The sequence below is a fragment of the Bombiscardovia coagulans genome, from assembly GCF_002259585.1.
GTDB classification, from domain to species: Bacteria; Actinomycetota; Actinomycetes; order Actinomycetales; family Bifidobacteriaceae; genus Bombiscardovia; species Bombiscardovia coagulans.
On the sequence record NZ_MWWS01000003.1, the window covers coordinates 47,794 to 61,055 of the forward strand.

A 13,262-nucleotide genomic window follows, 5' to 3' on the forward strand; every position below is an offset into this window, starting at 1 on the left:
TCTATAATCTGCTGCTTCTTCGACTCTTAGGGGGGTTACCAGCGAAAGTACGTTGGTAACCCATATTGGCTATCCGCCTATCGATACTCCGGTTCAGGAGCACTCTGGTCAACCTTAGCTGATGCATCGGGTCGGGCTCCGATATTGAAGCCTAAGTCATTAGATGCGTCCACCGGATCATCTTCCTCATCGCGCATCTCAATGGTATTGCCTTCTGCATTGAGAACTTCAACGTTAAGAGACAGCGACTGCATTTCCTTCAGCAGTACCTTGAAGGACTCAGGGATACCTGCCGGTGGGAGATTCTCTCCTCTAACTATGGCACCATATGCTCTCACGCGACCATCGACGTCATCAGACTTTGTCGTCATCATCTCGTGCAGAGTGTATGCAGCACCATAGGCCTCAAGGGCCCAAACTTCCATCTCACCGAAGCGCTGACCACCGAATTGTGCCTTTCCACCCAAAGGCTGCTGTGTAATCATCGAGTACGGGCCTGTGGAACGAGCATGAATCTTGTCATCGACCAAGTGGTGCAACTTGAGCATGTACATATAGCCCACTGAAATTGGCTTCGGGAAAGGTTCACCTGTACGACCGTCATACAGTACAGCCTTACCATTATCACCAACAAGCTTATTGCCATCGCGGTCAGGAAGGGTGCTCTTGAGGAGGCCTCTAATGGTCTCAGGACGAACACCATCGAAGACAGGTGTAGCTACAGGAGTACCTGGCTCACCCTTTTCTGCACCCTGAGGCACGTACTTCTTCCACTCAGCTTCCAAGTCGGGATCCAAACTAATATCCCAACCTGCATGTGCAATCCAGCCCAAGTGGAGCTCTAGCACCTGGCCAAGGTTCATTCGGCTAGGTACACCCAGTGGGTTGAGCATGATGTCGATTGGTGTACCATCAGGCAGGAAGGGCATGTCTTCTTCCGGCAAAATACGGGAAATAACACCCTTATTACCGTGGCGGCCCGATAGCTTATCACCCTGGGTGATCTTCCTGTGCTGAGCCACATACACCCGAATCATACGGTTGACACCGTTAGGCAGCTCATCGCCGTCTTCTTCTGCCTCTTCGCGTGTGATTTCCTTAATTTGAATGACAGTACCGGTCTCACCGTGAGGCACACGCAGCGAAGTATCTCGGACTTCGCGGCTCTTCTCACCGAAGATAGCGCGTAGGAGTCGCTCTTCTGGAGTAAGTTCAGTTTCACCCTTGGGGGTCACCTTACCGACAAGAATGTCGCCGGCTTCGACCTCTGCACCAATACGGATGATACCGCGTTCGTCTAAGTTAGCTACTGCATCCTCACCAACGTTTGGCAGATCCCGAGTAATCTCTTCAGCACCCAACTTCGTTTCACGGGCATCAATTTCGTACTCTTCGATATGGATAGAAGAGAGAGTGTCATCACGGACAAGGCGCTGAGAAATAATCACGGCGTCCTCGTAGTTGTATCCATTCCATGGCATGAATGCCACTAGGACATTCTTTCCGAGAGCCATTTCGCCCTTCTCAGTGGCGGGACCATCGGCTAGAACTGTGCCTGCTTCTACACGTTCACCGTCTTTAATTAGTGCAACCTGGTTGTAGCAGTTAGTCTGGTTCGAACGCTGGAACTTAGCTAAGCGGTATGAAGACTGAGTGCCATCGTCGTTCATAACACGAATCATGTCAGCTGAGACATAAGTGACGACACCTGGTTTTTCTGCCACGATCACATCGCCAGAGTCCACCGCAGAGCGCCACTCAGATCCGGTACCCACCAGAGGACGTTCAGACTTGACCAAAGGCACGGCCTGACGCTGCATGTTGGTACCCATGAGAGCTCGGTGGCCCTCATCGTGTTCCAGGAATGGAATAAGCGAAGCGCCAACAGAAACCATCTGTCGTGGAGAAACGTCCATCAAATCAACTTCGTCAATAGGCACATCTATTGCCTCTGCCTCGGCATTTCTTACCAAAGCCTGAGAGTCTACAAAGTGCCCATCATCTGTCAATTCTTGGTTTGCCTGAGCAATGGTGTGTTCAGACTCCTGATCAGCAGTCATGTAGACCACATCATCAGTAACTTGCCCGTCAACAACCTTCCGGTAAGGAGTCTCAATGAAGCCAAAGGGATTGACCCTCGCGAACGTTGCCAAAGATCCGATCAGACCGATGTTTGGACCTTCAGGAGACTCAATTGGACACATGCGCCCGTAGTGAGATGGGTGTACATCTCGCACTTCCATAGACGCACGGTCTCGAGAAAGACCTCCTGGACCCAGGGCTGAAAGGCGACGCTTATTGGTCACACCAGACAGTGGGTTGTTTTGATCCATGAACTGTGACAACTGAGAAGTTCCGAAGAACTCCTTGATGGTTGCATTCAGAGGACGGATATTGATCAAGGACTGAGGAGTGATAGCCTCTGCATCTTGAGTGGTCATCCGCTCACGAACAACTCGCTCCATGCGGCTCAGACCGGTACGAAGTTGATTTTGAATCAGCTCGCCAACTTGACGAACACGGCGGTTGCCAAAGTGGTCAATGTCGTCCACATCTACACGAAGCTGTACATCTTCACCATCACGCCTGCCAGCAAATTCCTTGCCACCGTCATGTAAGGTAACTAAGTACTTGATGGTAGCCACGATGTCTTCAGGACGAAGGCTGCGGTCATTGTAGTCAGATTCTAAACCTAATTTACGGTTAATCTTGTAACGACCAACGCGGGCCAAATCATAACGCTTTGTGTTGAAATAGAAGGATTCTAACAGGTTGCGTCCAGCTTCTGGAGATGCAGAGTCAGCTGGTCGAATCTTGCGATACAGATCAGTCAGAGCTTCATCCTGACTATCGATTTGTTCCTTCTCTAATGCATCCAGAACTAACGGATAGCCCTTAAAGGCCTTACGAATATCCGCCTTGGACATACCTAGAGCCATCAGGAAGACAATAGCGGACTGCTTACGCTTGCGATCCACACGTACGCCCAGAGTATCGCGCTTGTCAATCTCGAACTCAAGCCAAGCTCCACGTGATGGGATAATTTTCGCACCGAATACTTCCTTGTCAGAAGTACGGTCAGGGGTACGATCAAAGTAAACACCAGGAGAACGCACAAGTTGGGTAACAATTACTCGCTCAGTGCCTCCAATGATGAACGTGCCATGAGGAGTTTGCAGGGGAAAATCACCCATAAAGACTGTCTGGCTCTTGATCTCGCCAGTGTCTCCATTTTCGAACTCAGCATTTACGTATAGAGGTGCAGAGTAGGTGTAATCCTTTTCCTTGCACTCCTGTACCGTGTGGCGCGGTTCTTCGAAGTAAGGATCAGAGAATGTCAGACTCATGGTCTGGGCAAAGTTTTCAATAGGAGAAATCTCTTGGAAGACTTCCTCTAACCCTGAGACGTGTGGCACCACATTGGTACCGTTGGCCTCATCTTCTTCTACCTGCTGTTTCCACCGCTCATTGCCGATGAGCCAGTCGAAACTATCAGTCTGAACACCCAGCAAGTATGGAACATCTATAGGCTCTTTAATAGAACCAAAATTCACGCGGTCAGAAGCTTTGTGCAAGGTGATTGCAGCTTCGTCGGCGCGTGCATGGACTTTTGTAGTATTCTTTGCAGCTTTTTTGGCAGCCAAAATGGACTTTCCTTATCGTTCGCCGTACTCGATAATTCCTGTATGCGTTACTCCAGAGCAAGCGCCGAATAGCCTCTATATGCCTAACTGCGGGCGCCTCCTCTATGACGCATGCCCGCTATATGACACACCTCATACAAATTCATAAGTTTACTACGTTATTTTGCAATTTGCAAGTACGACTATCATCGATATTGACTACACCACAATCCACTTAGCCTTATTCAACTAGCAGGGGAACAACTTGGGATTTGACCTTGGGATTTGACTTGAGAATGAGCTGTGCCTTGTAGCTTCCCGAGTTTACTTTAGGCAAACGCTCACTACTTTGACACTGGTCTGTAGTTGAGTTTGCCTCCCAACGAATGTTTTGCTCATCGCGATCTCCCTGCGCCATGAGCAAAAGGCGGTTATCTACTGGACAGGAATCCGAGCGCCAGATCGTTTGATCTCCTGAAGTGATCACCAAAACACGCGAGCCATTTGAAGCATCAATAAGACAGGAATCTGAACCCTCATGCCGGATTGATACAGTAAAATCTATATAACCTCCCACCATTGTTGAAGGTTCAGGGGCGCTTAAAGCCAATTCCGTATCGTTAGAAGAACAATTTGGAATGCTGGATTTCTCATCGTTAACAGCTGGCTTTCCCTTATCTTTTACAGCCTTTTTATCCTTAGCCTCGCTCTTTTTATTGCTAGCAGCAGAAGAAGGAGTTGGAGCTGCTGAACTCGATTGGCTGGTAGTTTTCGGCTGTTCACGCGAGCGGTTAAGCGAACGTATGCCAGCAGAGATTCCCCAAACCAGTCCTATCAATACAAGCAGCAAGATGATAAGAGCTACGATTCGCCGCCTACGATACACTTTGCGCTGGCGCTCACTAATCTTCCTGTTCGTCATATTGCTTTATTCTACTGGCTTACCCGGGCAAACGAATAGAATCTCCACCCACGATCTCAATAAGCCCATCGTCGTCGAGTGATGCCAGGCAGGAACCGAGTTGTGAGGCGTCAGGCCAGAGGTTATCAACCTCATTCATAGGAAGACTGGAACCCACTGGCAATTCACGTAGAGCAGCCAGAATGACACCTCTGACCTGCCGGTCAGTACCACGGAAATGCTGGCGTGGTCTAGTTCGCCCCTCCCCCAATCCTGGACAACCTGCTTTGAGAAAAGCACAGACGCCATTCAATGGGCATTGAGAGCAGTCAGGGTTCTTGGCAGTGCAAACGAGAGCACCAAGTTCCATAGTTGCTTGATTCCAAACCACAGCTTCCTGAGCTTGACCAGGCAAGACCTCTTCGGCCAGAACTTTATCTTGTGGTTTGGTAGCGCCTCCATGTGATTCAACTCCAGTAAACACACGGGTCAGCACTCGGCGAATGTTGGTATCAATAACAGCCACTCGCTGACCATAGGCAAAGGAAAGAACTGCATTTGCTGTGTAATCACCGATACCAGGCAAAGAGATAAGTTCTTCGTAGGTTTGAGGTAACTGATTGTTGAAACGATCTCGCACCTGTTGAGCACATGCTTTGAGCCTTAAAGCCCTACGAGGATATCCCAACCTGCCCCATGCCGTGATAACTTCAGCTGGAGTCGCATCCGCCAGAGTAGCCGCATCAGGCCACAGCTCCATCCATTTTTTCCAGTACGGAACTACCCGGCTCATCTGTGTCTGCTGGCTCATCACTTCACAAACCAAGATCGCCCATGGGGTGGTACTTCTATTCCTCCATGGCAGATCACGCGCACCGCTCTCCCACCAGTGAGCAAGCAGTGTATGGGATCGCTGTATTGGTCTTGGTACGTTTTTCTGCGAGCCTGTCATAATACTCTCATTGTGAGTGAACGGCCTGACTTTCAGCTGTCGCTTTCAACGATTAGGTTAGTGCAGTATGAGTGAGCACGAGACAGCAAATCAGCAATCTGCGGCAGAACAGGTTAGCAGCATGTATGAGTACGGATATCGAAAAACTGGATATCAGCCTGATGAACTCGTTACCGATGCTCATGGCAACCCTATAGCAGTGACCGATGCCATGCTACGAGCCGAGGATGCAGCTAAACAGGTCACTACAACTCCTCACCTGTGCTACTACTCTCCTCGCATTCCAGGTAATACCGGGTCAGCCATCAGGTTGTGCGCAGTGACGGGCACTATCCTGCACCTTGTTGAGCCACTAGGATTCAACCTCAAAGATACCAAGCTGCGTCGGGCGGGGCTTGACTACCACGATATGGCACACGTGGTCTTGCACCCTAATTTCGACAATGTGCTGGAAACCATGCCCAACTCACGTGTTATTGCGTTCACCGCCCATGCCAGCAAGCTCTACACGGAAATAGAATATCGTCCAACTGACATCTTGCTCTTTGGCCCCGAGCCAGGCGACATTCCCGATCCTATGGATATTATGGGTGGCCCCCATATAGCTGAGCAGGTTCGACTTCCCATGCGACCTAGTTTGCGCTCACTCAACCTCACTAATTGCGCCTCCATTGCTATCTACGAAGCATGGAGACAGCTTGGATTTGCTGGCGGTCAGTAAGTGTGAGCACATACTGCCGCTAGTACTGTCAGACCTCTCGTTCAGCAGATGACGAGGCCACAGCAGCAAGCGCCCGGGGGCAGCGGAAACCCAACCGGTCAAACTCACGTGCAACTTCCTGAGCCACCAACTGTGACTGTCCTTTCTTCACAAGTGCAATAATTGACCCACCAAAGCCGCCACCTGTCATACGAGCACCGTAAGCTCCTTGCAACCGCGCAACGTCAACCGCAATATCTAATTCTGGAACTGTTACCTCATAGTCATCCCTTAAAGAGTCATGGGAGGCATCAAGGAGCTGACCTGCCCGATCAATATCACCCACCCCAAAAGCATCTATAAATTGTCCAACGCGCGCTATCTCGGTAATAACATGTCTCACTCTTTTGCGTTGCGTAGGATCGCTTAATTTGCCCAGAACTTCATCCAAAGCCTGCTGTGAATCACTGGCTGACGCCACTTCGTCTGCAACTACCCGTAAATTGTCAACTCCGAGAGTAGCTGCAGCATCCTCACAGGACTTCCGCCTCGCTGCATATTGTCCATCGTTGAGTTGATGGGGGGCCTGGGTGTCTAAAACCAGCAGTTCAAGTCCATGAACAAGCAGGTCAAAGGGCACTTGCTTCACTGACTGCAAAGCAGATAACCCGGGCTTGCAATCCAATTCGATAGCATGCCCGGACTGGCATCGCATCGAAGCAGATTGGTCCAAACCGCCTGTTGAAGCACCTGCCATTTCATTTTCAGATCGAATGGCTGCATCAATAAGTGTCAGCCGGCCCTCGTCTGTGCTCCCATAGCCTAACTGGTAAACGTCATCTAAGGCTAGAGCAGTGGAGCAGGTCATTGCTGCCGAAGAGCTGAGTCCAGAACCTACTGGGACACAGGAAACAAAAGCTGCATCAAAGCCCCCCACTTGTTCGAAACCAGCCTTACGCAAAGCCCAAGCCACACCCACTGGGTAAGCAGCCCATCCCTGGACTCCACCAGCCTGCAGTCCATGAAGTTCAGCTAGTTCGATTTGTTCGGGAGCAAATGAAGAAACAAGACGAACCTTGTCATCTTGCCTGGCTCGCAAGGCTAAAAACGTACGATGAGGCAAGGCAATGGGCAGACATAGGCCCGCATTATAATCAGTATGTTCCCCGATTACATTGACCCTGCCTGGAGAAGACCAAACGCCTTCTGCCTCATACTTGAAGGTCTCCCTAAATAGCTGTTGTGCAAGTCTGGTTCCACAGCCTTGACTACCTGTAGTCATGGCCTCCACGAATTCAACAGTTTCCATTCCGTACGCTCCTTTGCGTTGTCAGCTGGGGGTACACAACCACTAGCTTTCGATATCTATAGGTCCTAGTTCTTGAAGACGATTTGCGATTTTCTCAGGTGTAGTGTCAGAAATCCATGCAGCCATGCCCGATTCCGACCCTGCTAGGTACTTCATTTTATGGGTTGCGCGACGCAAGGAAAAGAACTGGAGGTTCAATCGGTAATTGTCCCGTCTTGAATCTCGAACTGGGCCCTGGTGCCACGCAGCGATATACGGGAGGTCCATACCTTTTCCGTCACCTTTATCAAAGAAAGCATTGCCCCTCTGGAGAAGAGTCGAATACATCTGCGCCAAGTCCCAACGTTCTTGATCATTGAGCTGATCAAGACTTAAAAGACCATTTCTCACTGGTGCGACATGAACCTCTAATGGCCAACGGGCTGCGGCAGGAACGTAGGCGACCCAAGAATGATTACGCATCACAATACGCTCTTCTGCTTCTATCTCAGCAGATAAGATGTCTTGCAGTAAGTTACCCCCTGTACGTTCATGGTAGACCTGGCTTTGATGAAGTTCAGCTTCCATCTTCGGTGGAACAAAGGGGTAGGAGTAAATCTGCCCATGTGGATGTGACAGTGAGACACCAATTTCCTGCCCATGATTTTCAAAAGGGAATACTTGTTCAATACCATCCAAAGCGCTCAATTCAGCAGAGCGAAAGGCCCATGCCTCTACGACGGTACGTAAACGTCGAATTGGTAATTGTGCAGGCAAAGCATTCTCATCAGGATCAAAGCATACAACTTCACACCTACCATTGGCTTCCCGTTCTTCCCACAGGTGGTTTCCATTAATATAAGTCGTCTCGAGCTTGTCACCAGGCACTTGCATCATTGAAGGGAAGCGATTCTCAAAGACCACCACATCGTAATCAGTATCTGGCACTTCACCGTCTTGATATGGATCGCCTAGTTTACGTGCCGCCAGTGGATTGCCGGTTGTAGATGCATTTGGACCAGCTGTAATGGGTCGATCCATACGGGCAGTTGCCATGGGAATCCAATCACCTGTAAGTGGATCTCGCCTCATCTGTGGAGCTTGTGGAGCTACAACCCTTCCCGCCTCATCAACAGTTGAGGCAAAGCGATCAGCTAATGGTCTCGGATCCTTGAGCTCACGTGTTTTACTACCGCTAACATATTCTGGGCTGTCATCCAAGTAGAAGAACTCGCGTCCATCTGAGAGTTTAGTTGGTGTAATACGAATATGTTCTTGCGCATACTCACCCGGCTGGTAGTTATGAAATAGACATTTCTCCTGCTGTCCTAGCTCGCGTTGATTCATGAAACCCGCCTTCCTGCCTGTACACTTCGATGTGAAATGACACTTATCTGCCCCCATGAGACTCGGCAATGTGTGCATCACGACCCTTTTCTCGGGGCGTAAGAACGAGTTCACGGACTAACGCCTTTGTCTCGTCAACATACTGTTTATCGAGCCCATCGTCAGTTATAACAGTATCCACTTGGTCAAAGGATGCGAACAGAGAAAGCGAAGTGCATGACCATTTGGTGTGATCAGTCAAAATAATCGTGCGGTCAGCGATTGACATAAGCGCCATATCAGTAGCAGCTTCCAAAGAATTAGGCATCAGGAAACCTCGTGGAATGGAGACAGAATGGGTGCCTAAAAAGACAGTATTAATCCTCAGAGAAGCCACTACCTTATCTGCGATAGGACCTACGAGCGAGCTAGATCGAGTGATTACGCCGCCAGTAACTATAACCTCAACGTCTTTATTCTCCATAGCTTGGACAAGTTCTGCCACCGGAATGGAATTCGTTAAAAGAGTAATACCTTCGCACTGGCTAGACTCCAGCAAGTGTTGCGCAAACACATAAGCAGTGGTGCCACCACCAACAGCGATAACATCGCCTGGGGAAACATAGGAAACAGCTCTGCGAGCAATAACATCTTTGAGCCCCATATCCATCTGAGACTTGACTGAGAAAAGAGGTTCAGCCAGAAGAGATGAGGTGGTAACGGCACCACCATGCACACGTTTCAGTAGACCTTTATCACTCAGGTCTGCAATATCACGCCGAATAGTCATCGCTGAAACACCTAGCTCGTGCGATAGAGCACTGATGCGTACTGCACCTCGGGTTCGGAGCCTATTAAGGATCAGATGTTGCCTCTGAGAAGATATCATTTGAACATTATCGCACACTTTCGCCCAAATACACAATATCGGCGAGCATACTCATCCGTCACTATAATGTACGCGTTATATCAACGATTATTAAAGTTGCCATAATCATTATGAGCAATGAGTTCCGCGTCTCAGAGTGAACATTCTTAACATATGTTGTTTACAATAACGTTAGAAACGAACAACTTGCAATATCACCCTATCGTGACCTCAAGTCTGCCACAACACGACTAATCCACCATGACGTAACACGCACCATAGCTTCTACAACGATTTTCAACCCCATTTTTGAAGCACCCAACCGTCTCTCTATGAACACAATTGGGAGCTCGACAATATTACCGCCCGCTTGCTGAACCCGTCGTATCATATCTATTTGGAAGACATAACCAGCAGATTCAACCTCCTGCAAATCCAATCTGCGCAGCATACTAGCTCGATAAGCCCGAAAGCCAGCTGTAGCATCGCGTATTGGTAAGTGTAAAACTCGATGAGCATACCAAGAACCGCACCGAGATATGAAATCCCGATACCAAGGCCAACCCACTGTCTTGCCTCCAGCCACACGCCGTGAGCCTATAACCACATCAATATCATCCGCTTGATCCAGTTTTTGTAACAGTCTCGGTAAATCTTGTGGACGGTGTGATCCATCCATATCCATTTCACAGATAGTGCAATATTGACCCTGTAATCCCCATGCGAACCCCGCTAAATAAGCTGGCCCCAGGCCTCGAGGTCCATTGCGATGAATGACATGCACCCGGGTATCTTGACCAGCTAAAGCATCTGCTATGCGCCCTGTCCCATCAGGCGAGCAATCATCAACGACCAAAATAGTAATTTCAGGGCAATAATCCAGAACTTGCCCTACCGTAGACTTGATGCTGGCAGCCTCATTATAGGTAGGCATTACCACTAATACACCTGCACCCCTAGACAAAGCATCCGATTGCTTATCTGGCCTGGGTGTCGATACTTGAAGTACATGAGATGCTTGCATCAGTGGCTCCGCACCTTAAAATCAGCAATTCCAAGCCAGGAGTCTACAAGCGGTGTCCCTGTCTCAACACCTACCGATATAAGGAGAGTATTCCCGGACATGAAATCACTTTCTCTATGCATGCTTATGCCCAAAACCCAACGTATGTCAGTCCTAACTGTAAGTTATTGCACTGGCAAGAGTTCCTTGCCACCTCAGGAAATCAATGAATGTGCATCACGATTTGCCGGCGGACCGACTGTAATTAATTGGGCTGCGCAGCAGGAGCAGCAGGTGGAGCAGGAACCGCAGGTGCAGCCGGAGCCGCTGGAGCGGCAGGCGGTGCTGCTTGAGGCTGATTACTTGCAGGCGGATGAGTGGCTGACTGGCTCTGCTGGTTTGCCTGAACTCCACCCAAGTACTTGGGATCAGGATTACCGTAATTGTTGTCTGCTGGAATACCGGCCGCATTCAAGTAGTCATTCATAAACTTCTTCCAAGCTGGCGTAGCAATGTACATACCGTACCAATTGCCCCTTGAAACCCCGTTTATAGACTTACCAGTAAAGGAAACTTGACCTTCTGCATTACCAACAGCTACGTATGCAGCAACCTGAGGCACAAAACCGCCAGTTAACATGTACGTATCTTCATGAGTACCAGTCTTAGCGAAAGTCTTACGCCCACCATCAAGCTGGGTCGTATTAGCTTCTCCACCGGGCTGTACCACACCCTGGTTGAGGGCATAGGCTGTTGTTTGCGCAATTTTAGGATCGATCGCTTGATGACAATTTGCTGAAGGAACTTGTATTTCCTTATCGCTTCGGTCGGTAACCTTCTTAATAGCAATTGGAGAACAAGCCACACCGTTAGCCGCAAGCGTGGCATATACATTAGCCATAGTCAGCGGTGAAGCATAAGAAGTTCCGATCGTCATAGATGGCTGGAAAGAGTTTGCAGAATACACGTCCATCTGATTACGAGTAGAGTTGTGGTAGCCCAGCTCCTTGGCTGCATCTGCAACCGCACATAACCCAATCTGCTGGGCCATAGAAGCTTGAGTAGTATTGTGCGATCGCACTAAAGCTTGAAGCGGGGTCTCAGGTGATACTGTACCACCGCCTGAATTTGAAACCGACCAAGAGCCACCAAAACCATACTCATTGCCTTGGGCATCATGGCAAGAGAAAGACGAGTTAGGATATGAAAGCATCGTCTTCAAGGGCTGATTGATTGATTTGCCAGCTTTCATCCAGGCAACCATATTAATGGGCTTCCAAGTAGAACCTTCAGGAAAGCCTTGTCCGCCACCATCAACTTGGTCAACAGCATAATTAATAGCAGTCCGCGTACCACCACTTGCACTCTCAGTGGCATCATAGATACGATTTATTCCAAATCCAAGAACTTCTCCAGTTCCCGGCTTAATTGCAGCCATAGAGACTTCAAAACCTGATGGGTCATCGACAGGAACAGTGGCACGGGCAGCTTCCATGGCAGCGGAATTGGCTGCTACATCCATGGTGCTGTATATTTCTAGCCCACCTTCCTTGAGAAGCTTATTGCGATCCTCCTGAGTCTTACCGAATTCCTTTGAGTTGAGAATTTGTTTGGTCACATAATCACAGAAGAATGCTGCATCTCCAGCAGCTTGACAGCCTGCACCGACGCTCTGAACATGCAACATTTGGTCCAAAGGCACTGCTTTTGCCTTCTCACTTTGTTCCGAAGAAATATACCCCTCACGAGCCATTAAATCTAAAACGATATTACGCTGCTCTTGAGAAGCAGCAATATCCACAGTCGGATCAAACTTAGCAGGATTCTTCGTGACTGCTGCTATGGTCGCCGCCTCGCCTGAATTCAAATCTTTTGCATGCTTATTGAAGTAGCGTCGCGCAGCTGTTTCGACACCGTAAGTGTTGGTACCAAACTGCGCGATATTAAGATAGCCTTGTAAAATTTCAGCCTTAGAGTACTTTTTTTCCATTTGGACAGCGATCAGCATTTCACGCATCTTGCGAGCGACAGTTTCTTCGCGAGCGTGATATTCAGCAATGGGGTCATTGTCTTGCTCAGCCTGATTCATCAACACATTCTTGACGTACTGCTGAGTTAACGATGAGCCACCTTGCGTGTCACCCTGTTTGACATACGTTTGAATAAAAGCACGTAAGACACCTTGCATATCGACGCCAGAATGCTCGAAGAATCGACGATCCTCACGTGCAACGACTGCCTTTTGCATGGTATCAGAAACCTCTTTAAGAGGTACCACAATACGGTTTTGGGCATAAAAAGTAGCAATTACTGTCTGCCCATCCGCAGCATAGATTCTTGACTGCTGAGGCAAATCATTGACATTAAAGTCAACATTATCCACATTCAGATCAGGCATTAAATTCTTTGCAGCCGCATTAACCCCATATACGCCAGGCAGGAGGAAACCAGAGACCACCACTCCTCCAGCCAAGCAAAACATCAAATAGGCTAGCATGAGTGCGAAAAAGCGGTGAACAGTCATCGACTTCTTGTTTTCAGGCATGTAGTCCATATTAGAACTGCGGCTCTACCGACACAGCCGACACACGCAGACTTGGA

9 protein-coding genes are annotated in these 13,262 nt (G+C 49.0%); 1 reads left to right on the plus strand and 8 read right to left on the minus strand.

Annotated elements, in window-relative coordinates; translation table 11 throughout:
* Positions 1 to 77: 77 nt before the first annotated feature.
* The 3 genes from rpoB to BOCO_RS01110 all read right to left on the minus strand — a co-directional run bounded on the left by rpoB (position 78) and on the right by BOCO_RS01110 (position 5,476).
* The gene (rpoB, locus tag BOCO_RS01100) at positions 78 to 3,644 is read right to left on the minus strand and encodes a DNA-directed RNA polymerase subunit beta (RefSeq protein WP_094722273.1); all 3,567 of its coding nucleotides are present in this window, start codon (positions 3,642 to 3,644) and stop codon (positions 78 to 80) included.
* A 220-nt stretch (positions 3,645 to 3,864) separates the two neighbouring features.
* Positions 3,865 to 4,545, minus strand: coding sequence for a hypothetical protein (locus tag BOCO_RS01105; protein WP_094722274.1), 681 nt, complete (start codon positions 4,543 to 4,545; stop codon positions 3,865 to 3,867).
* A 19-nt stretch (positions 4,546 to 4,564) separates the two neighbouring features.
* A complete protein-coding gene (locus BOCO_RS01110) occupies positions 4,565 to 5,476 on the minus strand; it encodes an HhH-GPD family protein (RefSeq protein ID WP_094722275.1) in 912 nt (303 codons plus the stop codon).
* A gap of 67 nt (positions 5,477 to 5,543) precedes the next feature.
* On the opposite strand from BOCO_RS01110, the gene BOCO_RS01115 reads away from it, so the two are divergent.
* Complete coding sequence (locus tag BOCO_RS01115; protein ID WP_094722276.1) at positions 5,544 to 6,197, plus strand: tRNA (cytidine(34)-2'-O)-methyltransferase; 654 nt, start codon at positions 5,544 to 5,546, stop codon at positions 6,195 to 6,197.
* Positions 6,198 to 6,225: 28 nt separating this feature from the next.
* On the opposite strand, the gene galK is transcribed toward BOCO_RS01115, so the two are convergent.
* The 5 genes from galK to BOCO_RS01140 form a co-directional block, all read right to left on the minus strand.
* Entirely contained in the window at positions 6,226 to 7,485 is a 1,260-nt protein-coding gene (gene galK, locus BOCO_RS01120) for a galactokinase (RefSeq protein WP_094722277.1), read from the minus strand.
* Positions 7,486 to 7,527: 42 nt separating this feature from the next.
* A complete protein-coding gene (gene galT, locus BOCO_RS01125) occupies positions 7,528 to 8,811 on the minus strand; it encodes a galactose-1-phosphate uridylyltransferase (RefSeq protein WP_094722278.1) in 1,284 nt (427 codons plus the stop codon).
* Positions 8,812 to 8,854: 43 nt separating this feature from the next.
* Positions 8,855 to 9,697: a DeoR/GlpR family DNA-binding transcription regulator gene (locus BOCO_RS01130; protein ID WP_169711878.1), complete on the minus strand. Its 843-nt coding sequence runs from the start codon at positions 9,695 to 9,697 to the stop codon at positions 8,855 to 8,857.
* 181 nt (positions 9,698 to 9,878) lie between these two features.
* Positions 9,879 to 10,682 carry a polyprenol monophosphomannose synthase gene (locus BOCO_RS01135; RefSeq protein WP_338023396.1) on the minus strand — a complete coding sequence of 268 codons (804 nt, stop codon included), beginning with the start codon at positions 10,680 to 10,682 and terminating at the stop codon, positions 9,879 to 9,881.
* A gap of 244 nt (positions 10,683 to 10,926) precedes the next feature.
* Positions 10,927 to 13,206 carry a transglycosylase domain-containing protein gene (locus BOCO_RS01140; RefSeq protein WP_211278668.1) on the minus strand — a complete coding sequence of 760 codons (2,280 nt, stop codon included), beginning with the start codon at positions 13,204 to 13,206 and terminating at the stop codon, positions 10,927 to 10,929.
* Positions 13,207 to 13,262 lie beyond the last annotated feature (56 nt).

Coding starts and splice junctions, on each gene's coding strand:
- BOCO_RS01105 (WP_094722274.1), bottom strand. CDS start 4,545: ATGACGAACAGGAAGATTAGTGAGCGCCAGCGCAAAGTGTATCGTAGG.
- BOCO_RS01110 (WP_094722275.1), bottom strand. CDS start 5,476: ATGACAGGCTCGCAGAAAAACGTACCAAGACCAATACAGCGATCCCAT.
- BOCO_RS01115 (WP_094722276.1), top strand. CDS start 5,544: ATGAGTGAGCACGAGACAGCAAATCAGCAATCTGCGGCAGAACAGGTT.
- galK (WP_094722277.1), bottom strand. CDS start 7,485: ATGGAAACTGTTGAATTCGTGGAGGCCATGACTACAGGTAGTCAAGGC.
- galT (WP_094722278.1), bottom strand. CDS start 8,811: ATGAATCAACGCGAGCTAGGACAGCAGGAGAAATGTCTATTTCATAAC.
- BOCO_RS01135 (WP_338023396.1), bottom strand. CDS start 10,682: ATGCAAGCATCTCATGTACTTCAAGTATCGACACCCAGGCCAGATAAG.
- BOCO_RS01140 (WP_211278668.1), bottom strand. CDS start 13,206: ATGCCTGAAAACAAGAAGTCGATGACTGTTCACCGCTTTTTCGCACTC.